A 25,991-nucleotide genomic window follows, 5' to 3' on the forward strand; every position below is an offset into this window, starting at 1 on the left:
TGAGAGAGCCGCGTCACCGCTGACGCGGCTCTTTTTTTGTATGCGGCCGCCCTATATGATCGAAGCTTGACTTTGGTTGTCCTGTTGGTCGGTGAGGGCACCGAAAGGGGATCGTGTATGACACGGCTTGCCGGCGTTTTGCTCTTCAAGGGCTTGGACATCGACCTCGCTCCCTATGAAGCGCGGGCGAATTGGCGGCGTTTCGACCCGGAAGAAATTCTTGTCGATTTCGACGATCTCTCGACCGACGTCTATTTCCTGCTCGCGGGCGACGTGCGCGTGCTCATGCGCACGGCTGCGGGCAAGGAGGTCATTCTCGACGAGATGCGCCCCGGCGAATTGTTCGGCGAGTTGGCGGCTATGGACGGCATCAAACGCTCCGCCAATGTCACTGCTCTCACGCGGGGCGAGGCCTGCGTGATGCCGGCCTCGGTCTTTCGCGAGATCGTGTTCTCCAACAATGCGGTCGCGGAACGGCTCTTCTGCCTTATGTCCTCGCGCATCCGCGAGTTGAACGCCCGCTTCGTCGAGCAGACCGTGCTCGATCTCCGGCACCGGCTCTATTCGGAGCTGCTGCGCCTGTCCATTCCGCGCGGCGAAAGGGTAGGGGAGCGAGTGATCACGCCGCCGCCCTTCCACCACATCATGGCCGCCCGCATCGGCTGCCGCCGCGAACAGGTGACGCGCGAGTTCACCATGATGTCCCAGGAGGGCCTGATCGAGCGCACCCGCGGCGCATTGATCCTCCGGCGCCCCGAAGTGCTCCAGGCCCGCGTCGCCGAGGCGCTGCGCGAAGACGCGTAAGGTTTCTTCAGGGCGTGAGCCCCGCCACCATCTCCGCCATGTTTTCGGGAAAGACAATCTCGGTCGTTGCCCGCAATTCCTGAAGCGTCCACCAGCGGTGATCGGCCATCACCTCGACTTCGTCGGCGGTCCAGCTCTCCGTGGAGAGAGTGCTCTCGGTCGTTCGCACGACGAAGAAGCGCTCCTCGGCGACGACATGTTCGCCGTCGGAGAGCTGGAGGATGAATTCGCGCTCCGCCACGTGCGGCTCCATGATGTCGGCCTGAAAGCCCGTCTCCTCGGCCAGCTCGCGCCGCGCGGCGTCGATGAAGCTCTCGCCGGGGTCGACGCCGCCTCCCGGCGTCGCCCAATAGTCCCGACCCGCCAGCGCGCCGGTCTTGTGCACAAAACGGAAGAGAAGGACGCGGTTCGCTGCATCCAACACGATCAGCCGGGCCGAGGGACGTCTCCGCATGGGATTCCTTTGGGGTTGGAGATGCGGTTGTATTGTTATCGTATCACGATGATGCTGCAGATGGGACCACGCCGTCGCAGGCGCGATCCATTTCGACAGTCATTGAGCCCCGAGCGCCTTGACCAATGCGGGAAGCGTCGCGGCGGACGCGCCGGACGGCGAATGACAGCGGACAGGGGGCTGCCCGGAGCGTAAGGGGCGCTACTGCCCGATGCCCAAATCCTCCCGTCGCTGCGCATCGAGAATGGCGGATGCCATGGCGAAGGCGTCTCGGGCGCGAACGCAGCCGATCAGGTTCAGGTGATCCGCCGGATCGATGACGGCGATGGTGGGACGATCGTCGTTTTGGAAGATGTCGATGAGTTCAGCCAAGGTGGTCTTCGGCGTGACAGCGGGGCTCGTCTCATAGACCAGGTCGGCCGCGACGATCGGGAGCGGCGTCCTCTCCCCGGCGGCGACCTCCACGAGACTGGGATCGACCAGCCCTGCAAAATCACCATCGAGCGTGTAAACGGCCGTGCCTCTCGCTCCCGCCGTCGAAACGGCTCGCAGAACATCCTGAAGGTCTGCATTGGCCGCGAGCGAACGCTTCGGCGGCCTGACGAGGTTCGTGATCGGCGATGTCGCCAGCCGCGAAACGTCGTGGCCTCCCTCAATGGCGAGGCCACGTTGCTGGAAGCGCCACGTCGCGAAGGAATACCCAAACAGACGGTCCGTCAGGAATGAAGCGGTCACCGCGCCGATCGCGACGACGATGGCCGCATCGAAGTCGCCTGTTGTTTCAAGCACCAGGAAGATCATCGCGAGCGGGCAGCCGATCACGCTGGCGCCCATGGCGGCCATGCCGATCACGGCGCAGAGCGCCGGATTCAACGGCGGGCCGCCGGGCACCAGAGCACCGATCCAGGCGATGACCTGGCCGAGGAGAGCGCCCATCAGCAGCGAGGCGCTGAAGAGCCCTCCTCTGAAGCCGCCGCCGAGACTTGCGGGCGATGCAAGCGCTTTCGCGCCAAGCAATCCCAAGGCTTGGGGCCCGACGATGTCGCCGTTGACGGCATGGTCGATGGCGGCGTGGCCGCTGCCCAGGACGGCGGGGAAGCGGATCGAAAGAAGCGTAAGCACCAGGGCGGCTGCGAGACGACGCAATGTTTCGTGCCTGAAAAGGCGCTTGAGAAGACGCTCGACGGCGGTGACGAGAAGCATCACCCCGATGCCCATGAACGCGCAGATGCCTCCCATCAGGACCGCGATCGGATAATCGGACCATGAAACCGCCGTCCCCAGGATCAGATCGAACGGCTTCGCCTGCCCGGTCAGCAGCCAGATGGTGATGACGGCGGCGATGGCGGCAAGACCGATGGGGGCGAGGGTCCGCTTGGAATAGGTTCCAAGCACGAGTTCGAACGCATACAGCATCCCCGCGATGGGTGCGCGGTAGGCTGCGGCGATGGCTGCTGCCGACCCCGCGCCGACCAGCACCCGCAGATCGGAGCGCGGACGCCCCAGCCTTTTGCCGAGACGGCTGGCGAGGACGGCGCCGAGCTGCGTGACGGCGGCTTCGATCCCCACGGAGGCTCCGAAAGCGACCGACGCCAGGATCGGGAGAACGACGGCCACTGCATCGTACCACCCCATGCTGCCGCCGCTGAGCGCGTTAGCCTCAACCGGGTCGATCGGCTGTCGCGTTCTCAAACGGGATGCCGCGCGCGACAGGATGGTGACGAGAATGGCACCGCCGGTCAGCGCGACGGCAATCCTGAGGAAGGACGCCTGATCGGGCAGGGCGATCCGCCTCTCCGCCGCGAAGCCGAGAGTGGCGCGCTGGGCAAAAATGACGAAGTTCTGGACGGCGGCGACGATAAGGCCCGTCACCACGCCAAGTCCGGTCGCCAACGCGACAAGCCGAAAGGAGCCCGTAGGCTTTCGCACCGCCGGTACGGGAGAAAGCCGCCGCTCGGGACTCATGGCGCAGGACCGCCGAAGCTGGTTCTGCGGATCGCTTTGAGATTCCGGTGGTTAATCACGACCAGGGCCTCAGGGCGGTGGTAGACAACGGATCCGGCAGGAAATTGTTCGGCTCCCTGAAACGCCCCGTCTTTCGCAGGCGTCAGGCCGGGTTTTCGAGACTGAAGACGCCCGTCGCCTCGTCATAGGCCAGCAACTCGGCGTAACGCGCCCAGGCGATCACCGTTCGGAGCGTCTTTTCCGCATAGCCCTCGGACATGGTGTCTTCCAGCTCGCCAAGAAACCGGCGCGCGGGGGCGCGGTGCGTGGCGCGTTCGTCGAGGATGCGCTTGATGTGCGCGACAAGGGGAACATAGCCAAGCAAGTGTTGCGCGAACAATCGTTTACGCTCCTCGATATCGGCGGTGGCGAATTGCCGTCCTGCCGGGGTCAGCACGACATCGCCGCCCTCGACTTCGGCGAAGCGCAGAAGCTGCAAGGTTTCGGCAATGGGAAACAAGTCGTCGATTTCGAGATGCAGCTCGCTCGCCAGTTCGGGCATGTCGGCTTTTCCATCGTAGGGCTGTCCGTTCACCAGTTCGACGAGGCCGGCGAGCCGGTTGGTCGAAACGGCCGGCAGGATCATGTTGATCCCGACGCCGGGGAAGGCTCCCTCCCGCGTCAGGCTCGGGGTCTTCAACGTCATGCGCGCATAGATATCTTCCACGATGTCGCGGAAGGCGGGGTCCTGACGGTCGCGGGGCTGGGGCAGATCGACTTTGATCTCGGCGACGATGTGGCCGGGATTCGATGCGAAGACCAGGATGCGGTCGCACATCAGGACAGCCTCCTCGATATTGTGCGTCACCATCAGGATCGACTGGATCGGCAACCTGCCTTCGAACCAGATGTCGAGCAGGTCGGTGCGCAGCGTCTCGGCGGTGAGGACGTCGAGCGCCGAAAACGGCTCGTCCATCAGCAGGACTTTTGGATGGACCACCAGCGCCCTGGCCAGGCCCACGCGCTGGCGCATGCCGCCCGACAGCTCTTTCGGATAGGCGCTCTCGAAGCCGTCGAGACCGATCAGGTCGATGGCGGCGAGAGCGCGGGCGCGGCGCTCGTCGGACGCCATGCCGATGGCCTCGAGGCCGATCTCCACGTTTTCCAGCACCGACAGCCATGGAAAGAGCGCGAAAGACTGGAACACCATCGCGACTTCGCTCGCAGGACCGGAAACCGGCTTACCGTCGATCTCGACGTTGCCGCCGCTCGGCGGCAGAAGCCCGGAGATGATGCGCAGCAGGGTCGATTTTCCGGAGCCGGACCTCCCGAGAAGGGCGACGATCTCGTTCTCCTTCAGGCAGAGGTTCACGTCGTCGAGCACGAGCAGGTCGCTCACGCTGCCCTTGTGATAAAGGTGCCGGAGATGCTCGACCCGGACGAGAGGGCGATCGGACATCATGGAAGCATCCATGGCCTTTTTCCCTTAATCGAGACGCAGGCGTCGCTCGGCAAAGCGGTAGAGCGGACGCCAGAGAACCTGATTCAAGATGACGACAAAAGCCGACATCACCGCGACTCCCAGCACAACGCGGGGAAAATCGCCCGCATCGGTCGCCTTGGCGATGTAGGCGCCAAGGCCCGCCGCCTGAAGCTTGACGTCGCCCCAACTCGCCACTTCCGCCACGATGCTGGCGTTCCACGATCCGCCCGATGCGGTAAGCGCTCCCGTGACGAAATAGGGGAAGATCCCCGGCAGCATGACCCTTCGCCACCAATGCCAGCGCCGGAGGTGGAAGATGGTGGAAACCTCCCGCAGATCAGTCGGAAACGCGCTTGCGCCGGCAATGACGTTGAAGAGGATGTACCATTGGGTCCCCAGGATCATCAGGGGAGAGAGCCAGATGTTCGGGTCAAGCCGGAACGCCACGATGGTGACCACTACGAACGGGAACAGCACGTTGGCCGGGAAGGCAGCCAGGAACTGTGCCACGGGCTGGACCCGCTCGGCGACGACCGGACGGAGCCCGATCCAAACACCGATCGGAACCCAGATCAGGCTCGCGAGCGCGATCAGGATCGCCACCCGCAGAAGCGTGAGGGCGCCGAGCGTCACGGCCTGCCTCAGATCATCCCAGGACAGCGTGGCGCCGACGTAGTCGGCAATCAGCCAGAGCATATAGGCGGTCCCGGACATGATGAGAACGATCCAGAGGACATCGATCACGCGTCCGACAGTGGGGGCGGGCTTCAATTGAACGGGCGGACGATCGGGCAATCTGATCCGGCCGATCAGGCCGCCAATGCTCGCAAACAGCAATGAGATCGGGAGCATCAAACGGCGCATGAGGTGGGTTCGGCGCACCAGGTCGTAGACCCATGAACGCGGCCTCTGCTGGGCGGCGGTCTGCTCGGAGCGGAATTTATCCGCCCAGGCCACAATAGGACGAAACACGAGCTGATCGTAAAGCAGGATGACGATGGCGATAGCGACGACGGCAAGGGCGATCGCGCGGAGGTCCTTGTGTTCGATCGCGACGGCGAGCCATGCGCCGATGCCCGGAAGAAGGATCTTTGTGTCGCCGACCGAGATCGCCTCCGAGGCGACGACGAAGAACCAGCTTCCCGACATGGACATCATGGCATTCCAGACCAGTCCCGGCGCGGCGAAGGGCGCTTCAAGACGCCAGAAACGCAGCCAGGGCGAGAGCCGGAAATGACGGGCGACTTCATCCAAATCGCGGGGCACAGTCCTGAGGGATTGGTAGAATGAAAAGGCCATGTTCCAGGCTTGCGCGGTGAAAATAGCGAAGATCGCGGCAAGTTCTGCGCCTAGCTGGCTGCCAGGAAAGAGACCGAGGAAGAAAACGACAGTGAAGGTCAGGAAGCCCAGGACAGGGACAGATTGCAGAATATCGAGCGCCGGGATGATGACCAGCTCGGCCTTGCGGCTCTTGGCGGCGAGCGTCGCAACCGTGAAGGTGAAAAGAAGCGACGCGCCCATGGCGGCAAACATGCGCAGCGTCGTGCGCAGCGCGTAGTCCGGGAGGAGCGACGGATCGAGCGACACCGGAGAAATATCGAGCTGAGTCAACGGCGCTCGCATTTCCCGCGCGCCGTGGACCATCGCGACGCCGATGCCAACGATGATCGCGAAGGCAACCAGATCGTAGAAATTCGGGCGAAGGTTGGAGGTGTCTATGCCGAGAGGTTTGCGGGCTGCTGCGTCCAGGATAGGGCGGGTGTGCATATCTCCCCTCCTGTCGATCGGTATCGGCGACAACGTTGAGCCGGCAGAGCCCGCCGGCTGGATCATCGCCCGAGCATGTCACCCGGCATTGCATCGGTCCGTTGCATAGTCCGCCGTCAGGGACCGGCGGTCGGCGCTGTCACAGCTGAAGTGTTCTTCGCCGTGGCTGCGTCAAGGGAAGTGCCTGCACTCGCGGCTTACCTCGCTCCGTAGGCCGCGAAGAACACGCGCAGGGCGTTCTCGACGTTGCGGGCGATTTCCTCCTCGGTCGGCGGGCCTCCCGCCGCGAAGAGGAGGCGGCGCATCATGCCAGATTGGCAGAGATCGAGGAAATGCTGGGCAGCAATGCTGGTATCCTCGATGCTGAGCCGCCCGGCTTTGACCTGCTTGTCGAAATACGCGCCAAGCCGCGCTGCCCCCTGGCAAGGGCCTGCCTCGAAGAAGATCTGGCCGATACGGGGGAATTTTTCCGCCGCGCCGATCACCATGCGCACGGAGGAGATGTGCTCCGGCTTACCCATGAGGCTGAGGTAGCTATGGCCCAGGCGATACAAAACGCCGCGGACGTCGGGATCGTCGGCGTCGAGCGTGAACAGGACTTCCGCCAGACCGCGCTTCTCTTCCGCCGTCAGGGCCTCGAACAGCATCTCCTTGCTGTCGAAGTAGACATAGAGGGTGCCCTTGGAGACGCCCGCCGCCTTGGCAATCTCGCCCATGCTGGCTCCGTCGAAGCCCTGTGCGAGAAAGACATGCCGCGCACCATCCAGAATCTGGCGTCGCTTGGAGCTCTCCAGCCCGCCTTCCGCTGTCGTGATCTCGACCTGCGAATGGAAATCCTGCGTTTCAGACATGTGCGTTTTATCACATCAAAGCTATTGACCGAACCGTTCAGTCAAATCATATAGTCGCTTCATTCAGTTTGTGCTAGGCCTCACGTATGGTGACCGAACGGTTCGGTCAAGAGACGGTTTTGCGGCCACGGGGATTTTGGAATGGCTTACCGGGAAGAATTCGCGAAAGCGGACGGGGCGGGGTCCGCCATGGAAGGCAAGGCCCCCGATCTCCCGCCCGGGAACGCAGTCGGAAATGCCGAGGCTCCCGTCGTCTCTCATCCGCCTAAAGCGGCCAAGCGCAAGCTCGGCAAGAAGCCGGTGATCTTCGCCGTTCTCGGCGCGGCGCTCGCTTTCGGTGCATATGAGGGCGTCCACTGGTTCACGACCGGCCGGTTTCTGGTTTCGACGGACGACGCCTATGTCCAGGCTGACATCACGATCCTGTCGGCCAAGGTGTCCGGTTATGTCGCCTCGCTTGCGGTGAGCAACAACCAGAGCGTCAAGGCGGGCGATCTGATCGCCAAGATCGATGACGGCGACTACCGCCTGGCCTTGCAATCGGCCAAGGACAAGCTCGCGACGCAGGCCAGCACCATCGTCCGCATCGGTCGCCAGATCGAGGCGGCCAAAGCGACGGTCGCCCAGACCCAGGCACAGATCGCGGCCGCGCAAGCGGATGCGGAACGTGCCGAGGCGGATTATTCGCGCCAACTCCAGCTCTCGCAGGCGAACTATGCCAGCAAGGCGACTCTCGACGCGGCCAAAGCGGCCCGCGACCGTTCCGATGCGAACGTGAAGAGCGCCGAGGCCGCCTCCGCGGCCGCGCAGGCGAATGTGGCGGTTCTCTCAGCACAGCAGATCGAAGGGCAACGTCTCGCGGCTGAATTGCAGACTGCCGTCGACAAGGCCGAGCGCGATCTCTCGTTCACGGAAATCCGTGCGCCGGCCGATGGTGTCGTCGGCAACAAGGCTGCCGAGGTTGGCACGTTCGTGCAGCCTGGCGCGCGTCTGGCCGCGCTCGTGCCGCTTGCCAATGTCCACGTGGACGCCAATTTCAAGGAAACGCAGCTTGCGCGCGTGAAACCCGGCCAGAAGGTCCACCTTGAGGTCGATGCCTTCCCGAACGCCGACATTGTCGGAACGGTCGAGAGCGTGTCTCCTGCCGCCGGCGCGGTCTTCAGCTTGCTGCCGCCGGAAAACGCGACCGGCAACTTCACCAAGATCGTCCAGCGCGTGCCGGTTCGCGTGAGGGTCAGCCCGGATGTCGCGCAGCAGGGTTTGCTGCGCCCTGGCATGTCGGTCGTCGTCAGTGTGGACACGCGCAGCGACGCGCAATCCGCGAAGACCGCGAGCCTCAAAGAGTAAGATCCCATGGCCGCATCCGCCGCCATCGCCGGCAAGCCGTCAGGCCCTGTGCCGATCGCGAAGTCCGCGCCGCTCGACCGGCGTCGCACGTTCGCGTTCTTCTGCATGGTCTTCGGCATGTTCATGGCGATCCTGGACATCCAGATCGTTTCGGCCTCGCTGGCGGAGATCCAGGCGGGTCTGTCCGCCTCGTCGGATGAAATCTCCTGGGTGCAGACGAGCTACCTGATCGCGGAAGTGATCATGATTCCGTTGTCCGGCACCCTGTCGCGGGTGCTCTCGACACGGTGGATGTTCGTCATCGCATCGGGTGGCTTCACGCTCATGAGCTTCATGTGCGCGACCTCGACTTCCATCGAGCAGATGATCGTCTGGCGCGCCCTTCAAGGCTTCATCGGCGGCGGCATGATCCCGACCGTCTTCGCATCGGCCTTCACCATCTTCCCGCCGGAGAAGCGGCCCGTCATCTCGCCGATCATCGGTCTCGTCGCGACGTTGGCGCCGACCATCGGCCCGACCATCGGCGGCTATCTCACCGATCTGTTTTCCTGGCACTGGCTGTTTCTGGTCAACATCGTGCCCGGCATCTTCGTCACGGTTTCGACCTATCTGCTGGTCGACTTCGACGAGCCGAACTTCGACCTGTTCAAGACCTTCGACTGGGCGGGCTTGGCCTTCATGGCGCTCTTTCTCGGCAGCCTCGAATACGTGCTGGAGGAGGGGCCTATCAACGACTGGTTCCAGGATGAGGTGGTGCTCGTTCTGACGGTTCTGTGCGTTGCCTCGGCGCTTGCGTTCTTCTACCGGGCGTTCAGTGCGAAACATCCGATCGTGGACCTGCGCGCCTTCACCGACCGCAACTTCATGGCCGGTTCCGGGTTCAGTTTCGTCATGGGCATCGGCCTCTACGGGCTGACCTATCTCTACCCTGTCTATCTCGGTCGGGTGAGGGGATATTCATCGCTGCAGATCGGCGAGACCATGTTCGTCTCGGGCGCGTGCATGTTCCTCATGGCCCCCATCGCCGGCATGCTGTCGCGCAAGCTCGATCCGCGCGTCATGATGGGCATCGGCTTTGCCTCCTTCGCGTTCGGCACATGGATGATGTCCGGCCTGACCAAGGATTGGGACTTCTGGGAGCTTTTCCTGCCCCAGATCTTCCGTGGCGTCGGTCTGATGATCTGCATGGTGCCGATCAACAACATTGCGCTGGGCACATTGCCGCCCGACCGGATCAAGAACGCATCGGGCCTTTACAACCTGACCCGTAATCTCGGCGGCGCGGTGGGGCTCGCGCTCATCAACACGCTCATCAACAACCGCTGGGATCTGCATCTCCTGCGCTTGCGTGAGAACGTGAATTGGGGGAGCTCGACTGCGGTCGAGACCCTCAACAACATGACCATGAAGTTTCAGAGCCTCGGCTCAGACGCCAATCTGGCAGCGATCAAGACCATGTCGAGGATGGTTCGGAAGGAAGCCCTGGTGATGGCTTTTGCGGATGTCTTCCTGTTGCTGACCTTGCTTTTCCTCGCGCTGATCCTGGCGCTCCCCTTCATCAAGAAGCCCCGCGCAGCGCCGGCTGGAGGAGGGGGCGGACATTAACACTGGATCCGTTATGGATTTCGGTGCTGCCTCCTCACCAAAGCCGGGGAACCAGCCGCGACGTGCGGCTGCAATAGGTATCGTATTCGCCGCCGAACTGCGCCCGCAGCAGCGCCTCCTCGGCCCGTATGCGGGCGACGAGTGGCGGGAGAAGGAGAATGGTGAGCAACACGCCGACCCCTGAGCGAAAAGCGAGGGCCCATCCAAGCGAATTGATGAGCAGCCCTAAATAGCTGGGATGGCGAATGACGCCGTAGATACCGGTCGTGACCAACTTATGCCCGGGCTGGATGGCGACCAATCCACTGAACCTTCGGCCGAGCACGAAGACGGGCCAGAGCCGCAGCGCACCGCCGACGGCGAAAAGTAACACGCCAAGCCAACGAATGGTCTCCCTATCGAGAGTCCAGAATTCCTTTCGATCCGTGTAGGCGGGCAGATAGGCGGATAAGAGCCCGATGAGGCCGAAGACCGCGATGACCCAGCGATTGGCACGGTCCTCGCGCTCGCCAGGGCTGAGGTTTCCGCTCGTGAAGAGAGCCGCGACCGATAGCGTGAAGAGGATGATCGTAAGGGCAATCAGGGCGGGGTGGGAGAAGAACGCCGAAAATCCACCCCAGCCAAGGACGGCGAGCCCGAGATAGGCGAGGCTTGCCGTCAGCGTCAGGAACGCCATACCCGGCGTTACATTCACCGCTCAGTCCCTTCCTCTCGCGAGCGCGTGCTGGATGATCTTCTGGTCCTCTTCCGTCAGTTGCAGTGGGCCCAGCTTGTAGGTGAGCTTGCCGATCTTGCCATTGAAGCGGAACGGGATCTGGTAGTCGTTGTCGTCCACCGGGGTGCGGGTATCCATCCCGACATCGAAGGTTTCTCCCAAGGTCATGAGGAAGGGGATCGTGTGCTCCACCTTCTTGTTGGCGACCTCCTGGCCATCGACCTTCAGAATGCCGGTGCCGCCCTTGCCGGGGCCGGGACCGTTATAGGTGAAGTCGAACACGATGGAGTGCTTGCCCGGCGATAGCGCCGCTGGACCCTCCCAGCGCTGGCGTTCCAGGCTGAGCAGGTTGTAGAGGAAGACCGGTTTTCCCTTGAGCAGATACAGGCCGTATCCGCCGAAGCGCCCGCCCATGGTGGCGATCATGCCTTCGGCGCCGCCCTGGGGGACATCCACATCGGCGGTGATGGTGTAGGACTTGTTCAGAATGTCCGGCGCACCGCTGGGATCGAGGCCCGACATCGTCCCCGTGTAGGTGAAGACGTTGCGTCCGGCGGTGTTGTTCGGCCGCGGGACAAGCAGGCGCTGAACGATCGAGTTGTCCATCGGAAACACGTTGTACTTCGAGGCCTCGACCAGGAAGAGTTCCTGCATTTCGCGCAGCTTATCCGGCATTTTGCTCGCGAGGTCGTTGGCCTGCGAATAATCCTCAGCGATGTTGTAGAGCTCCCATTGATAGCCGTTGATCACGTCCGGCAGTTTCGTCAGGCCCAGCAGCCACGGCGGGGCCGGCGGCGTCGTGGAGGCGATCCAGCCGTTGTTGTAGATCGCGCGGTTGCCGAACATCTCGAAATATTGCGTCGTGCGCGCGGAGGGTGCGTTGGTGTTGGCCTTGTCCCAGGTATAGGCCATGCTGACGCCTTCGATGGGCCTCTGCGCGATGCCGTTGACCATGACCGGCGCTCTGATCCCCGTCGCTTCCAGGATGGTCGGCACGATGTCGATCATGTGGTGAAACTGGGTGCGTAAGCCGCCCGCATCCTTGATGCGGTTAGGCCACGCCATCGCCATGCCCTGCCGGGTGCCCCCGAAATGCGAGGCGATCTGCTTCGTCCATTTGAACGGCGTGTCGAACGCCCACGACCACGCCACCGACATGTGTGGCTCCGTCTTGGAGGAGCCCCAGACATCATAGAACTTCAACTGCTCCTCGACAGGAACATTGATGCCTTGAAGGGCGGCCATGTCGAACGGCGTGCCGACGGTGGAGCCCTCCGCGCTCGTGCCGTTATCGCCCTCGATATAGATCACGAGCGTGTTGTCGAGTTTGCCCAGATCGTCCACCGCCTGAACCACGCGGCCGATCTCGTTGTCGGTATAGGCTACGTAGGCTGCAAACACCTCCGCCTGGCGGGCGAAGAGCCTCTTTTCATCGGCCGAAAGTGTGTCCCATTTGGGCAGATCGTCCGGCCAAGGGGTCAGCGCCGTATTCGCAGGGATTACGCCGAGGCGCTTCTGATTGGCGAAGATCTGGTCGCGCAAGGCGTTCCAGCCCATGTCGAACTTGCCCTTGAACTTGTCGATCCACTCGGGCTTCGGCTGGTGTGGCGCGTGGCTGGCGCCGGGGACGTAATAGACGAAGAACGGCTTGTCGGGCGCGGCCGCGTTCAGATTCCTGATGTGATCGATGGCCTCGTCCGCCATGTCGGTGATGAGATTGTAGTCGGGCTTTCCGAGCCAGGGAAAAATCTGCGTCTGGTTGCGGAAGAGATAGGGCGTCCATTGGTCGGTCTCGCCGCCCATGAAGCCGTAGAAATAGTCGAAGCCCATCCCCACGGGCCATTGGTCGTAGGGACCCGCGACCGTGTATTGATAACTCGGCGTGTTGTGCTCCTTGCCGAACCAGGACGTGGCGTAGCCGTTCTGCTTCAGGATCTCCCCGACCGTGGCGTTCTCGGGGCCGATGATGGAATCGTAGCCCGGAAAGCCGGTGGATTGCTCGGTGACCACGCCGAACCCCACCGAGTGATGGTTGCGGCCGGTGATGAGCGCGGCCCTCGTCGGTGAGCAGAGGGCGGTGGAGTGGAACTGGGTGTAGCGCAAACCTGCGTTGGCGATTCGGTCGAGCGCGGGCGTCGGAATGACGCCGCCGAAGGTGCCCGAAATGCCGTAGCCGGCGTCATCGGTCATGATCAGGAGCACGTTGGGCGCTCCCTTGGGCGGCACCACCTTGGGCGGCCAATAGGGCTTCGACTGTTCCGCGCTCAGATTGATCTCGCCGCCGAATGGCGGCGGCGACGGCGGCAGGTAGTTCCCATCGATCGTCGTGGTGGCACCGGGAGTGCCCGGAACACCGGTGGTCTGAGCCATCGAGATGTCGGCACCGGAAACCAGGACAGCGGTGGAGGCAAAAATCGTCAGGAGCCATTTGCTCGATGTGCAGGACATGCCTTACTCCTTGCGAAGGAAAGGGTACACAAACCTGCGTCCGGGGTACTTCGGCTTTGCTCTTTTCAGCCTGGTGAACTCGACGTGCCGGGCGCCGACGTCGAATTTCCGCCAAGCTCTGATTGCCGCGATCTGTCCCTGCGCCAAATACCTGCCAGGAAAGGATTGGGGCCTAAGAGAATGTTCGTCGATTGAGACTATTTTGCGAGCTTGAGCATTGGCGGCAGGCTCAGTCGCTAAACCAAGAGTTGAAACTTGATTTTCATTTCTCTTTGAACGTGTCTGCTTGCCGGACTAACTTTTCGCTGTCACACATATCCCAAGAGTCACGCTGTGGCGCGCCCCGGGGACCTCATCACGAGGCTCCGCAGCGGTGTCGCCGGAAGTGACCATGAGGATTGGCTTTGGGGCTTGCAATCTTTGTCTCGGGGAAGGAATGGCGGAGCCTTTAGTCACCAGGCGTCTGGTCTACCACTTGGGCGGCTATGATCCGGTAGCGCCCCAAGCCGCTTATCAGCGATTCGTGCGGGAGTTGCGCCGGTTCACGGCGACATGGTCCGTGATGGCCACGGCCTCCGCGCCGATCATCGAAGCTGACGTTGCATCCTGGCATGTGGCTGCATCGGGCCCGAACTGGCGTGCCGAGATCGAATATCGCCTGATGCGTTGGGATGATGTGATCGAGGCGGCAGGGCGGCAGCCCATGTGGCGGCGGGTTCCGTCGGCGCTGTTCGCCTTTCTGGATTTCGTGGCCGCCGGCGCGCTCTGGGGCTATTTCCGCACCAATTGGCGCTACGCGGGGTTCTTTCTCTATCCCTTTGTTCTCTTCGGCTTGCTCGCCGCCCTTGCCGGGGGGGCGGGCACTCTCGTCACGAGGACCACCGAGTCTCCGATCATCGGGCTCTGCGCGGGTCTTGCGGCGCTCGTGCTGCTCATGCGCTGGCCCGCGGAACGGCTCTTCCTTCCGCTGCTGTTCGACGATTGGATTTTCTCGCGGGACTACATTCGACGGCGCGATGCGGTGCTGGATCCCCGGCTCGATCGGATCGCCCGCGCGCTTGCCGCGAGTGTGAGAGATGGCGAAGCGGACGAGATCGTCGTGATCGGCCACAGCCTCGGCGCTGTCCTTGCCGTCGATTGTCTCGCTCGGGCTCTGCGGCTCGATCCGGGTCTCGGCAAGACCGGTCCCCGCGTCTCTCTCCTGTCCGTCGGCTCATCCCTTCTGAAGATCGGATTGCACCGGCGTGCGACGCGTTTCCGTAACGCGGTGGAGCACGTGGCGTCCGCCCCCCAGATCTTCTGGGCCGAGTATCAGGCGCTCACGGACGTGATGAATTTCTACAAATCGAATCCGGTTGCCGATATGGGGCTTCGGGTGCCCGGTCGTCCCGTGGTTCGCGTCGAGCGCATCAGAAGGATGGTCGATCCGGCGAGATACCGGCGGATACGGCGGAACTTTTTCAAAATCCACTGCCAGTTCGTCAACGGCAACGATCGCCGGGCGGCCTACGATTACTTCATGCTTCTTTGTGGGCCGCTTTCCGTCGAACGTCAGGTCAGGTATGCGGATGGGGCGGTCTCGGCCATTGGCGCCGACGGAGCTCTTCGTGAGAGCGCCGCCGATGTCCCGCACGTTCTTGGAAACCCGGTGGAGATGAGCCGTTGATGACGCCGATGATCGCCAAGACCGCATTCGTATTGCTTGCGGTCGGCTGGTACGTGATCCGCCTGCCGCATGCTCGGCGATCGCGGCGGACACCCGTGGCCCGCAGCGCGCGTGGGCCGCGTGAGATCACGCTCCTCCTCATTTCCCTCACCGGCCTCGGCATCGTGCCATTCTTCTATATCGCGACAGGGTTTCCGAGGCTCGCGGCTTACCCGTTCCGCCCCGTCCAGGCGTCCGTTGGGATCGTCGTGGCGCTCGCCGCGCTGGCGATGTTTCACCTCACACATCGAGCGCTGGGGCGCAGTTGGTCGGTGACCCTGGAGGTTCGCGAAAACCATAAGCTCGTGACCGCCGGCATCTATCGATATGTCCGCCACCCGATGTACACGGCGTTCTGGCTCTGGGCCGTCGCTCAGGCCCTTCTCTTGCCCAACCTTGTGGCGGGGCTTTCAGGTCTCGTGGGCTTCGGAACGCTCTATCTGTTTCGGGTCGCAGAGGAGGAACGCCTCATGGTCGAAGCGTTTGGCGAGCCCTATCGCACTTACATGGCCCGGACGTCACGCTTGATCCCGTGGATCCTCTAGAAATTTCTAGAAGCGTCCTATCTAATAAGAAAGAGTAGAATTCATAGTGACATGGCAAAGTGATGCCAGAGTTTTTGTTTATTTTTTATTCCTATACGAAAGAGTAGCAAAGCTAATCAGAATAACCTCTTTTTTGATAGTAGTGACAGCTTAGCGTTTGTGATAGACTTCACAAGTCAAAGGAGAGGTGTCGCGATGCAGAAAGTCGTTATGGTTACTTTTGCAACTCTGATTGTTCTATCGTCGGCTGCCTGTGCGGGTATAGGTAAAGGTAAAGCCCCGCCTCCGGTGGTCGCGCCCGTCGTCACTAAGGGGTAATCCAAACTTGAAGGGTCGGCGAAAGCCGACCCTCTTGCTCTGAAAAGAGCTGTGTCTACTTCAGTATGCTTCTCCTGTTATTGTGCGCTAAGGAACGCGGCTCGCGATTCAATGCGCACGTTTCAATAGCGTGGGAGCGAACCGTGCAGTACTTCACCAAAAATCCGACCGGTCTGCGCCTTTTCTCGAACCTGTCGGTCCTTATGCTCTCCATTGCGTCGATAGTCTGGACAGCGAGCGCGCAGGCCTCCACCACGACGAAAGCCGGTCGCCTTGAATTGGCGGCCGCGCAGGGCGCCAATTCGCGCAAAACTGTCCGTGCGGTCACGGCGCCGGCGCCGTATTTCATCGAATTCCGCGCGCGGTACGCGCTCAGTTATGGCCACACCTTCGCGATGTTCGGTCGGCTGAATGCGCGGGGCGAAATCATACAACGCGAGGTCGCCGGCCTTCATCCCGCGGGGAATAGCCCGGTCCCATGGATGATCGGCCATGTCGTCCCCGTCGCGTCGGAGACGGGGCCCAGCGACGGCGACCTTGAGGAAAAATACGTCTCCGCGCGCTATCGGCTCGTGCTCAAAGAGGCGGAATACACAAAGCTCACCGCGTTCATCAAGAAATTGCAGGCGAGTTCGCCCCTCTGGAGCGCGGTCGCCTATAATTGCAACGCGTTCGTCGCGGATATCGCGAAATTCATGGGGCTGGAAACGCCGTCCTCGACGTTGCTCTACCCGGCGGATTTCATCAACAAATTGCGGGATCTGAACGTCGGGCGGGAGCGCGCCGCGAGCACGGAAGCGCCACCGGTCCAGTGACATGGCAATCGGAGGATCGCCGCGCGTGATGCGGCGATCCTCCTCGATTCTAGCTTCTCACCGGCTGCGCATATGAAGCGCTCGTGACCGCAAGGCACGCGGCTGCGGCCTCGCGGCCCTTCACGTCGAAGTGGCTGGTGAAGAATTCGCGATGCGTGTCGTGCTCGTGAAAATGCTGAGGCGTCAGCACGGCGGAGAGGACGGGGACATCCGTCTCGAGCTGGATCTGCATGAGGCCGGAAATCACTGCGTCGGCGACGAATTCATGGCGATAGATGCCGCCATCCACGACAAGACCCGACGCCACGATGGCGTCATAGCGGCCGCTTTTGGCGAGCCGCTTCGCGAGCAGGGGGATCTCGAAGGCTCCCGGCACCTCATAAAGATCGATCGATTGGCGATCGACCCCGCCGTCCGTCATCGCTGCGACAAAGGCGTCGCGACAGCGGTCGACAATGTCCTTGTGCCAGCCGGATTGGACGAAGGCGATCCGGGTTTGGTGGGATTTTCCCGCTGCGGAGCGGGTTTGCTGCTGTTCGGTAAACTGATCCACGTTGGCTTCCTTTTGCTGCCTGAACATGAATCAGGGCATGCGGAAGCCGCGATAGGCCGCAAAATGGATTGCGGCATCGCAACGACCGATCTCTTTCATCCGGACTCTGACCGTCGGCTTCGGATTCGCACCGAATCTGCTGACCTCCCCGTCCAAGACGGGAAGCGCTCGCGGGCTTATGGCCTATTCGCCCATTCACCGCCGGTGGGGACTTCCACCCCGCCCTGAGATCATCACTCACCCGGGTGGGTGAGCGGATCCAATAAAGACCTCGAGGGAGGATTTTGCAACGTCCAAAATGCCCTCTTGCTATCATGGCCGGACCCGTCCGGCCCTCCCGATGGGGAAGGGGGGCTCGACCTGGGATGACGCAGGGACGCCATTTCGAGGGCGGTGAGCGCTCCCTTTGCCCGTCTTGCATCCTAGCAGGGGATCGCGGTTTCAGGGCTGTTGTTCTCGCGCTCCGTTCATCCTAGTTTGCGACCACGTTTTCTGCTCAGGTTGAAGTACCGCCACCTTGCATCCTCCTCCCCGACAATCCGCCTCCGTGGGCGCCGTGCGCCGGGCCTTTGCGCCCTGGTCCGATCCGAACGCCAAGCCGCTGATCAGCTTCGAGAACATCACGAAGCGGTTCGGCGATGCTGTCGCTGTCGACAACCTGTCGCTGAACATCTTCGAGGGTGAGTTCTTCTGCCTGCTCGGCCCGTCGGGCTGTGGCAAGACCACCCTCATGCGGATGCTCGCCGGCTTCGAGCAGCCGACGGCGGGTCGCATCACGCTCGCAGGGCAGGATCTGGCCGGGGTGCCGCCTTACCGCCGGCCCGTGAACATGATGTTCCAGTCCTATGCGCTCTTTCCGCATATGAGCGTGGAGAAGAACATTGCCTTCGGCTTGAAGCAGGATGGCCTGCCGAAGGCGGAAATCACTTCCCGTGTCGAGGAAATGCTCCGCCTCGTGCAGTTGGAGCGGCTCGCCAAGCGCTATCCGAGCCAGTTGTCGGGCGGCCAGCGTCAGCGTGTGGCGCTCGCCCGCGCGCTCGCCAAGCGGCCGAAGCTGCTCCTTCTCGATGAGCCCCTCGGCGCGCTCGACAAAAAGCTGCGCGAGGCGACCCAGTTCGAGCTGATGGACATTCAGCATGAGCTCGGCATGACGTTCGTGGTCGTCACGCACGATCAGGAAGAGGCCATGACCATGGCCGACCGCATCGCGGTCATGGATCAGGGGCACCTCGCTCAGGTCGCGACGCCGGGCGAGATCTACGAGCAGCCGAAGACCCGCTTCATCGCGGAATTCGTCGGCGATGTGAATATTCTGGAAGGCAATGTCATGGGCCAGGAGAACGGCCTCTGGCGCGTGCAAACCCCTTCCGCGGACGCTCCTCTCACGATCGACGATCCCGACGAGGTGTTGCATTCCGGTCAGGCCGTCGCCATTGCGGTGCGGCCGGAAAAGATGGTGATCCAGCGCGATCCTCCCGGACCTAATGCGCGCAACGTGCTCACCGGCGAAGTCTGGGACATCGGCTATCTCGGCGATTGGACCGTCTATCGGGTCAAGCTCGCCTCGGGCGCGATCCTGCGCGTCACCCGCGCCAATGCCTCGCGCTTCGTCGAGAACCCCATCGATTGGGACGAGCAGGTCTATGTCACCTTCGCGCCGAATGCGGCGGTGATCCTGGCGGAATAGGAAATGGCCGAGCGCTCCCTCACGCGAAAGCTGACCGCTTCCCTGGTGCCTGCCTTGCCTTATCTCTGGCTCGGCGTGTTCTTCCTCGTGCCGTTCCTGATCGTCCTGAAGATCAGCCTGTCGGACCCGGCCGTCGCCCAGCCGCCCTACAAGCCGGTTTTCGATTGGAGCGACATTGCGGGCTTCTTCTCGCAGCTCGATCTGGATAATTTCGAGACGCTCGTCGGGGACGACCTCTATCTGAGTGCGACTCTGTCCTCCATCCGGATCGCGACGATCTCGACTATATTGCTGCTGCTCGTCGGCTTTCCCGTCGCCTATGCCATGGCGCGTGCGCCGGAGCGGCATCGTCCCCTGCTCGTGGCCCTCGTCATTCTACCGTTCTGGACGAGTTTCCTGATCCGCATCTATGCTTGGATCGCCATTCTGAAACCCGAAGGGCTGCTCAATCAGGGCCTGATGGCGCTAGGTGCCATCTCCGAGCCGCTCACCATCCTGAATACGGAGTGGGCGGTCTATATCGGCATCGTCTACGCCTACCTGCCATTCATGGTGCTGCCGCTCTATGCGGCTCTTGAGAAAATGGACGACACCTTGCTCGAAGCGGCGCTCGATCTCGGCTCGCCGCCGTGGCGGTCGTTCTGGACCATCACGGTGCCGCTCGCCATGCCCGGCATCATCGCGGGCTCGCTTCTCTGCTTCATTCCGGCGGTGGGCGAGTTCGTCATCCCGGATCTGCTCGGTGGGTCGGAAACCCTGATGATCGGCCGTCAGCTCTGGAGCGAGTTCTTCTCAAACCGCGATTGGCCGCTGGCATCTGCCGTCGCCATCCTGCTTCTCATCATTCTGGTCGTGCCCATCGTGATCTATCGCGACGTCGAGGCGCGGCGGCTGGAGACGGAGTCATGACGCGCCGCTTGAGCCTCTTCAATCTCACGTCGCTGATTTTCGGCTTCGCGTTCCTCTACCTGCCGATCCTGCTGCTGGTCGTCTATTCGTTCAACGCTTCGCGGCTCGTGACCGTGTGGGGCGGCTTCTCGACCCAGTGGTACGGCGCGCTGTTCCGCAACGAGGCGCTCATGGAAGCCGCCTGGGTGACGCTGCGCATAGCGTTGCTCTCGGCTACCCTCGCGACGGTTCTCGGCACGCTCGCCGCCCTGGCGCTGACCCGTTACGGCCGGTTCTTCGGGCGTACGTTGTTTACCGGCATGGTCTATGCGCCGATGGTCATGCCGGAGGTCATCACCGGCCTGTCGCTGCTGTTGTTCTTCGTCGCCATCGGCCTTGATCGCGGCTTCTGGACCATCGCGCTCGCGCACACCACGCTCACCATGTGCTTCGTCACGGTGGTGGTGCAATCGCGTCTGATGACCTTCGATCGCTCGCTCGAAGAGGCGGCCATGGATCTGGGTGCGCCGCCGTTGCGCACGTTCTTTGCCGTGACGTTGCCGCTGATCGCGCCGTCCATCGTGGCCGGGTTCCTGCTCGCCTTTACCTTGTCTCTCGATGACCTCGTGATCGCGAGTTTCAATACGGGGCCGGGAGCGACGACCCTGCCGATCAAGATCTACAGCCAGGTGCGGTTGGGGCTGTCGCCGGAGGTCAACGCCGCGTCAGCGATTCTGATCGGGATCGTTACCCTGGGCGTGGTCGTCGCCACATTGCTGACCAAGCGTTCCGCCGCGCGCGCGCGCCGGGACGGTCACTGAGCGATCGCGAGCGGAAGCGGAGCGCTTTGAGGCAGGCCCTCGGGGCCGAAAAGGGGCTTGGCGGCTCCCGATCGTTGGATGAGCGAACGGGCATCGGGCGTCACGATAACGTTGTCCCAGCCTCCGCCGACCTCGAACACGATGGCCGGGGCAGGGGCCGGAACCGTCGTGACCGGGGATACATCCGCCTTGAGTTTCAAGCTCCGGTCCACCAGCGAAATCTGGCCACTCAGGTTGGTCACGAGCGTCGGTGATTGGATGCGGCTTTCCGCTACTTCGCCGATACCGTCCTTCAGATTGAGCAGCATCTGCGCCTGATCGAACGGCGTGCGGCCGCCCTTCCAGTTCAGGGAGGCGAGAAGCGGACGCTTTTCGACCCGGCGAAGCGCATCATTGAGGGCAAGGCCGACCAATTCGCCCTCCTTGACGGTGACGGACGTGCGGCCATGCGCCTGACGGATCACTTCGACCGGGCTGTCACCCGCGCCCTCGAACAGGAACTGCCCTTGCGCGCGCCCGGTCAGCCAGCGCGGTTCGCCCATCGCCGCAAGGAAGGTTGCCACATCGACCGCGTCGAAAGTGCCCTGGCTCTTGAACTCGGTCGCGCCGTTGGCGGAGGCGAGGGACAGGCGGCCTTTCAGCATACCATCGTGAAAGCTTGCCCGCCCAATCGAGGCCTCGATCCGGCCAGGCCTGACGAGGACGCTTGCCGCCATGTCGTCGAGGCGCATGAGGCCAAGCTGGGCGGTTGTGGCTGAGAGGCGCAGGTCGAGGTCGTTTCCGGTCGTATGCGAGAGGTCGATGGCCTCCTCGCTCCAGGTGCCGGACGCGGTTCGAGTCTGCGTCAGGGGCCGGAAAAAGTCCGAAAGATTCAGGCTGCCGGCCGCTAGTGTCCCACTGATGACCGGGCGCTCGGCATCGAAGCGCACCGCCAGGGTTCCTTCGAGTTTGTCTGTTCCGAGGGTGAGCGCCACCGAGGGCCAGGACAGGCGGCGGCGGTTCAACGACGCGTCGCCTTCGATGGTCAAAGCCTGCATGAGCGAGCCGAAAGGCAGTTCCACCCGGCTCCAGCGCGCGAAATCTCGAACCGAGGTCGCCTCGATCAGGCTCTCACCCGTGATGCGGGGATCCTCGCCCAATTGCGCCTCGCCGGTGACGGTCAGGCGGCCTGAGGGAGCCGATATCGTGAGTGAGATCGGGCTGATCTGGTCCGAAGCCAGCAGGGCGGGGTGGAGCGAAGCCTCAGCGACCGTGACGAGCTCGTTGCGCCAAAAAGCGGAGCCCGTGGCGTAGAGAGGCTTGTCGGAGCCCGCCCAATTGACGAGGACATTGAGCTTGTCGAGACTGGCCTCTTTCAAGTCCGTCCAGCGGAGGGAGGAGGACATCACGATCAGACGGCGGGCCTGACGGCCATGCGGACGATCCTCCAACAGGTCCGCCCAATCGAGCGAGCGCAGTGCTTGGTAGGACGCCGTGATCGCCGTGTCGCTGAGGGCGATTTCCGAGATCTCAACGCGCCCGAAAATCAGAGGAAGAATGCGCAGCTCTCCCCGCAGCGTACCGCCCTCGACCAAGACGGCCTGATTGGGGGCCGCGAGCTTCACGTCCTCGAATTTGACGCGGGGGGTCGGCAAAACCGCGAAGGTGCTCCGGCCCGCGACATGGAAATCGAACCCGTATCGAACCCGCAGATGTTCGCCTACCGCGCTCGAAAGCCCCGCTCCCGACAGCGTCCAGGGGGCGGCGGCCGCACCGAGGATGGCGAGCGAGATCAACGCGATGAGAAGAACGGCGCGGCGAGACATGAGCTGATATTGTAACCTTGTGTCCCGCAGCGCGCGCGGTGGTGGAGGGGGCTGCCCGGACGATGCTTGGGCGGAGAACAAGCCTCCTCTTATATCCATACGAAGGGATTGTCTAAATTGAGGCTAAGCTGCAGGGTGCCGGGCGGCCGCACCATGCAACTCTGTAAATGGTGCGATGGTCGATTGAACTGGCCGAGAGAGGGGTTGAATGGACAAGGTTTTTAGCGATGCGCGCTCGGCTTTAGCCGGGCTCGTGAAGGATGGCATGACCATCATGGCCGGCGGATTCGGCCTGTGCGGCATTCCGGAGACCCTGATCGAGGCGATCCGTGATTCGGGGGCGAAGGACCTGACCTTCATTTCCAACAATGCCGGTGTGGACGGTGTCGGCCTCGGCCGCCTGTTGGAGACCCGCCAGATCCGCAAGATGATTTCGTCCTATGTGGGCGAGAACAAGCTTTTTGCGCAGCAATACCTTTCCGGCGAATTGGAGCTGGAATTCAATCCGCAAGGCACGCTGGCCGAGCGCATCCGGGCCGGCGGTGCAGGCATTCCGGCCTTCTTCACCAAGACGGGCGTCGGCACTCTCATCGCCGAAGGCAAGGAAGTGCGCGAGTTCGACGGCGAGAAATACGTCATGGAGCGGGGCCTCTTCGCCGACATCTCCGTGGTGCACGCCTACAAGGGCGATACCGAGGGCAACCTCGTCTACCGCAAGACCGCCCGCAACTTTAACCCGATGATGGCCACCGCCGCGAAGATCACCATCGCCGAGATCGAGCATCTGGTTCCGGCGGGTGACATCGACCCGGATCAAATCCACACGCCGGGCATTTTCGTGAAGCGCCTCGTGCATGTGGCGAACCCGATCAAGCGCATCGAGCAACGCACGACCCGCAAGCGCGAAACCGTGGCGTCCGCTGGCGCAGGCGAGGAGATCTGAGATGGCTTGGACCCGTGAACAAATGGCCGCGCGCGCTGCCAAGGAGTTGCGCGACGGCTTTTATGTGAATCTCGGCATCGGAATTCCGACGCTCGTCTCGAACTTCATCCCGGCCGGTATGCGCGTACAGCTCCAGTCGGAGAACGGCATGCTCGGCATGGGACCGTTCCCGTTCGAGGGCGAGGAGGACCCCGACCTCATCAATGCCGGCAAGCAGACGATCACCGAGCTGCCGACGACGAGCTATTTCTCCAGTGCGGATTCCTTCGGCATGATCCGCGGCGGCCATATCGATCTGTCGATCCTGGGGGCCATGCAGGTGGCCCAGAACGGCGATCTCGCCAACTGGATGATCCCCGGCAAGATGGTGAAGGGCATGGGCGGCGCCATGGACCTGGTGGCCGGCGTCAAGCGCGTCGTCGTGGTCATGGAGCACACCGCGAAGGACGACCCGAAGCTTCTGAAGGCGTGCAATCTGCCGCTGACGGGCCAGGGCGTGGTCGACCTGGTGATTACCGATCTCGGCGTCTTCACCATCGACAAGAAGGGCGGCACCGGCATGACCCTGATTGAACTGGCGGACGGCGTCACGGCCGAGGAGATCAAGGCCAAGACGGACGCCGATTTCAAGGTTGCTTTGGGCTCAAAGCAGTCCAACGCCGCGTAGCCGATGGCGGACACGCCTTCTCTTAGTCATGGCCGGGCTTGTCCCGGCCATTTCGATTTGTGAGGCATCGCGTTTCGGATCGGGTCTCCGGGCAAACCCAATGGTCAGGCGGCGGCTGACTCAGCCTTTTCCGCCTTCGGGCGCGCCTCGGCGCTTCGTACCAGCTGGATCACCGGCAACAGCCCGACCAGCACGATGACGAGGGCGGCGAGCGAGCCATCCTCGAAGGCGCCGCGCGAGGCGTGGCCATAGACGAGCGTCGCGAGCGTCTCCGTATTGAGCGGGCGCAGCAGCAGCGTCGCCGACAATTCCTTGATGCAATCCACGAAGACCAGGAGCGCCGCGCTGGCGAGCGCCGGGCGCAAAAGCGGGATCTGGATTTTCAGGACCAGTTCGCGGGGGCGCGCGCCGAGAATGCGGCCCGCGTCCTCCAGCCCTGGGGATACCCGGTCGAGACCAGCGGAAAGAGACCCCGTCGCGATCGGCAGGAAGCGGATCACATAGGCGATGACGATGCCTGCCGCCGAACCCATCAGGATCAGCCCGAGACGTTCTCCGGTAAGCGCCCGCCACACCGAGCCAAGGCCGTTATCGACGGCGACGAGCGGGGTGAGCAATCCGATGGCGAGCACGGTGCCGGGGACCGCATAACCGATGCCGGAGACGGCGAGCGCCGTGCGGGTGAGGCGCGTCCGGGCGAGGCGGGAGGCCGTGACCACGACGATGCCGAGCGCCAGAGCGGCGAGGGTCGCCATGCTGGACAGGCCGATGGTGGTCATCAGGTGAGTCAGGAAGGCCGCGTCGAGTTGCTCCAACAGGCCGCCGCGCGCGACCTCGCGGATCAGGAAACCGGTGGGCAGGATAAAGCCCATGAAGACCGGCAGGGCGCACAATGCGGCGGCGAGCCAGCCGCTTGCGGTCGAGAGCCGCACGGGCTGGGTGGTGCGTGGCCGCCGGGTCGAGAGGGTGTAACGCCGATCGCGCCTTCCGCGCCGCTCGACCATGATGAGCAGGATGACGATGGCCAGCATGACGCAGGCGATCTGCGCCGCGCCCGCGAGGCTGCCGCGATTGAGCCAGGTGTTGAAGACGGAAACGGTGAGGGTGCGCACGCCGAGATATTCGCTCGCGCCGATGTCGTTCATGGCCTCGAGAAGCGCGAGCGACAGGCCGACGGCGAGCGCCGGTCGGGCGAGCGGAATGGCGATGACCCGAAACAGCTTGAAGCGGCTCGCGCCCAGCGTCCGGGCGACCTCGATCATGCTGGCGCTCTGGGTCAGGAACATCGCCCGCGAGGCGATGTAGACATAAGGGTAGAGCACCGCCGACATCACGAAGATGCAGCCGTAGACCGAGCGGATTTCGGGAAACCAGTAATCGGCGCGGGAGCTCCAGCCCATGAGCCCGCGCAAGCCCATCTGAACCGGCCCCGCCGCATCGAAGATTTCGACGTAGATGTAGGCCGTGATGTAGGTCGGAACCGCGAGCGGAAGGGGCAGGAGCCACGCTAGAATATCGCGCCCCGGAAAGCGGTGCGCGGTGACGAGCCAGGCTGCGCCGATGCCGATGGATCCGGCGAGGATCGCGACCCCGGCGAGCAGCATGCCCGTGTCGAGAAGCGCCGCCGGCAGCACGTCGACGATGAGTTGCGCCCAAAGGGTCGCTTCACCTTGGGCGGCGATGTGCAACAGGCTGACGAGCGGCGCGAGCACGAGAGCCGCGACCCCGATCACCACCGCGACAGACCAAAGCGGCGCGCCGTTGAAGGCACGCCGCAGAGCCGTTGCGGAGAAGCGGTGTGATAGCGCGATGCTGCTCATAAAAGA

General features: G+C 62.9%; 21 protein-coding genes and 1 riboswitch. Of the genes, 11 read left to right on the top strand and 10 right to left on the bottom strand.

What is annotated here, in order from left to right:
* The first annotated feature begins 117 nt into the window (after positions 1–117).
* Complete coding sequence (locus I2H38_RS02660) at positions 118–804, top strand: Crp/Fnr family transcriptional regulator (RefSeq protein WP_196270236.1); 687 nt, start codon at positions 118–120, stop codon at positions 802–804.
* Between the two features lie 7 nt (positions 805–811).
* Here I2H38_RS02660 and I2H38_RS02665 read toward each other — a convergent pair whose 3' ends face one another.
* The 5 genes from I2H38_RS02665 to I2H38_RS02685 form a co-directional block, all read right to left on the bottom strand.
* The gene (locus I2H38_RS02665; RefSeq protein WP_196270237.1) at positions 812–1,258 is read right to left on the bottom strand and encodes an NUDIX hydrolase; all 447 of its coding nucleotides are present in this window, start codon (positions 1,256–1,258) and stop codon (positions 812–814) included.
* A gap of 201 nt (positions 1,259–1,459) precedes the next feature.
* A complete protein-coding gene (locus tag I2H38_RS02670) occupies positions 1,460–3,151 on the bottom strand; it encodes a chloride channel protein (RefSeq protein ID WP_196270238.1) in 1,692 nt (563 codons plus the stop codon).
* A gap of 214 nt (positions 3,152–3,365) precedes the next feature.
* Complete coding sequence (locus I2H38_RS02675) at positions 3,366–4,664, bottom strand: ABC transporter ATP-binding protein (RefSeq protein ID WP_229426500.1); 1,299 nt, start codon at positions 4,662–4,664, stop codon at positions 3,366–3,368.
* Between the two features lie 24 nt (positions 4,665–4,688).
* Positions 4,689–6,452 carry an ABC transporter permease gene (locus tag I2H38_RS02680; protein WP_196270240.1) on the bottom strand — a complete coding sequence of 588 codons (1,764 nt, stop codon included), beginning with the start codon at positions 6,450–6,452 and terminating at the stop codon, positions 4,689–4,691.
* A gap of 197 nt (positions 6,453–6,649) precedes the next feature.
* Positions 6,650–7,303, bottom strand: a complete 654-nt coding sequence (locus I2H38_RS02685; RefSeq protein ID WP_196270241.1) for a TetR/AcrR family transcriptional regulator — start codon at positions 7,301–7,303, stop codon at positions 6,650–6,652.
* A 141-nt stretch (positions 7,304–7,444) separates the two neighbouring features.
* Here I2H38_RS02685 and I2H38_RS02690 point away from each other — a divergent pair, with 141 nt between their 5' ends.
* Together I2H38_RS02690 and I2H38_RS02695 are read left to right on the top strand one after the other, a co-directional pair.
* Positions 7,445–8,650: an HlyD family secretion protein gene (locus I2H38_RS02690; RefSeq protein WP_196270242.1), complete on the top strand. Its 1,206-nt coding sequence runs from the start codon at positions 7,445–7,447 to the stop codon at positions 8,648–8,650.
* A gap of 6 nt (positions 8,651–8,656) precedes the next feature.
* Positions 8,657–10,255 (top strand): DHA2 family efflux MFS transporter permease subunit, encoded by a 1,599-nt coding sequence (locus I2H38_RS02695; protein WP_196270243.1) that lies wholly within the window; start codon positions 8,657–8,659, stop codon positions 10,253–10,255.
* A gap of 34 nt (positions 10,256–10,289) precedes the next feature.
* On the opposite strand, the gene I2H38_RS02700 is transcribed toward I2H38_RS02695, so the two are convergent.
* Complete coding sequence (locus I2H38_RS02700) at positions 10,290–10,949, bottom strand: methyltransferase family protein (protein ID WP_196270244.1); 660 nt, start codon at positions 10,947–10,949, stop codon at positions 10,290–10,292.
* Positions 10,950–10,952: 3 nt separating this feature from the next.
* Positions 10,953–13,418 carry an arylsulfatase gene (locus tag I2H38_RS02705; RefSeq protein WP_196270245.1) on the bottom strand — a complete coding sequence of 822 codons (2,466 nt, stop codon included), beginning with the start codon at positions 13,416–13,418 and terminating at the stop codon, positions 10,953–10,955.
* Between the two features lie 436 nt (positions 13,419–13,854).
* On the opposite strand from I2H38_RS02705, the gene I2H38_RS02710 reads away from it, so the two are divergent.
* The 3 genes from I2H38_RS02710 to I2H38_RS02720 all read left to right on the top strand — a co-directional run bounded on the left by I2H38_RS02710 (position 13,855) and on the right by I2H38_RS02720 (position 16,801).
* Entirely contained in the window at positions 13,855–15,084 is a 1,230-nt protein-coding gene (locus tag I2H38_RS02710) for a hypothetical protein (protein WP_196270246.1), read from the top strand.
* Positions 15,084–15,668: a protein-S-isoprenylcysteine O-methyltransferase gene (locus I2H38_RS02715; protein WP_196270247.1), complete on the top strand. Its 585-nt coding sequence runs from the start codon at positions 15,084–15,086 to the stop codon at positions 15,666–15,668. The genes I2H38_RS02710 and I2H38_RS02715 overlap by 1 nt, the downstream gene beginning before the upstream one ends.
* A 461-nt stretch (positions 15,669–16,129) precedes the next feature.
* Positions 16,130–16,801, top strand: coding sequence for a hypothetical protein (locus I2H38_RS02720; protein WP_196270248.1), 672 nt, complete (start codon positions 16,130–16,132; stop codon positions 16,799–16,801).
* A gap of 49 nt (positions 16,802–16,850) precedes the next feature.
* On the opposite strand, the gene I2H38_RS02725 is transcribed toward I2H38_RS02720, so the two are convergent.
* The gene (locus tag I2H38_RS02725) at positions 16,851–17,354 is read right to left on the bottom strand and encodes a 6,7-dimethyl-8-ribityllumazine synthase (RefSeq protein WP_324617333.1); all 504 of its coding nucleotides are present in this window, start codon (positions 17,352–17,354) and stop codon (positions 16,851–16,853) included.
* Positions 17,355–17,437: 83 nt separating this feature from the next.
* Positions 17,438–17,590: riboswitch (FMN riboswitch) on the bottom strand.
* A gap of 320 nt (positions 17,591–17,910) precedes the next feature.
* Here I2H38_RS02725 and I2H38_RS02730 point away from each other — a divergent pair.
* Genes I2H38_RS02730 through I2H38_RS02740 form a run of 3 tightly spaced genes read left to right on the top strand, consistent with a single transcriptional unit; the run spans position 17,911 to position 20,750 of the window.
* A complete protein-coding gene (locus I2H38_RS02730) occupies positions 17,911–19,041 on the top strand; it encodes an ABC transporter ATP-binding protein (protein WP_196270599.1) in 1,131 nt (376 codons plus the stop codon).
* Positions 19,042–19,044: 3 nt separating this feature from the next.
* Positions 19,045–19,950 (top strand): ABC transporter permease, encoded by a 906-nt coding sequence (locus I2H38_RS02735; protein WP_196270250.1) that lies wholly within the window; start codon positions 19,045–19,047, stop codon positions 19,948–19,950.
* A complete protein-coding gene (locus I2H38_RS02740) occupies positions 19,947–20,750 on the top strand; it encodes an ABC transporter permease (RefSeq protein ID WP_196270251.1) in 804 nt (267 codons plus the stop codon). Before I2H38_RS02735 ends, I2H38_RS02740 begins: the two co-directional genes overlap by 4 nt.
* Here I2H38_RS02740 and I2H38_RS02745 read toward each other — a convergent pair.
* Positions 20,744–22,555 (bottom strand): AsmA family protein, encoded by a 1,812-nt coding sequence (locus I2H38_RS02745; RefSeq protein WP_196270252.1) that lies wholly within the window; start codon positions 22,553–22,555, stop codon positions 20,744–20,746. The two genes, I2H38_RS02740 and I2H38_RS02745, sit on opposite strands and share 7 nt — an antisense overlap.
* A 208-nt stretch (positions 22,556–22,763) precedes the next feature.
* On the opposite strand from I2H38_RS02745, the gene I2H38_RS02750 reads away from it, so the two are divergent.
* Positions 22,764–23,498: a CoA transferase subunit A gene (locus I2H38_RS02750; protein WP_196270253.1), complete on the top strand. Its 735-nt coding sequence runs from the start codon at positions 22,764–22,766 to the stop codon at positions 23,496–23,498.
* A gap of 1 nt (position 23,499) precedes the next feature.
* Positions 23,500–24,165, top strand: a complete 666-nt coding sequence (locus I2H38_RS02755) for a 3-oxoacid CoA-transferase subunit B (protein ID WP_196270254.1) — start codon at positions 23,500–23,502, stop codon at positions 24,163–24,165.
* 104 nt (positions 24,166–24,269) lie between these two features.
* On the opposite strand, the gene I2H38_RS02760 is transcribed toward I2H38_RS02755, so the two are convergent.
* Positions 24,270–25,985 (bottom strand): ABC transporter permease, encoded by a 1,716-nt coding sequence (locus tag I2H38_RS02760; protein ID WP_196270255.1) that lies wholly within the window; start codon positions 25,983–25,985, stop codon positions 24,270–24,272.
* Positions 25,986–25,991 lie beyond the last annotated feature (6 nt).

The organism is Microvirga alba, from assembly GCF_015694465.1.
In the GTDB taxonomy this organism is placed as follows: Bacteria; Pseudomonadota; Alphaproteobacteria; order Rhizobiales; family Beijerinckiaceae; genus Microvirga; species Microvirga alba.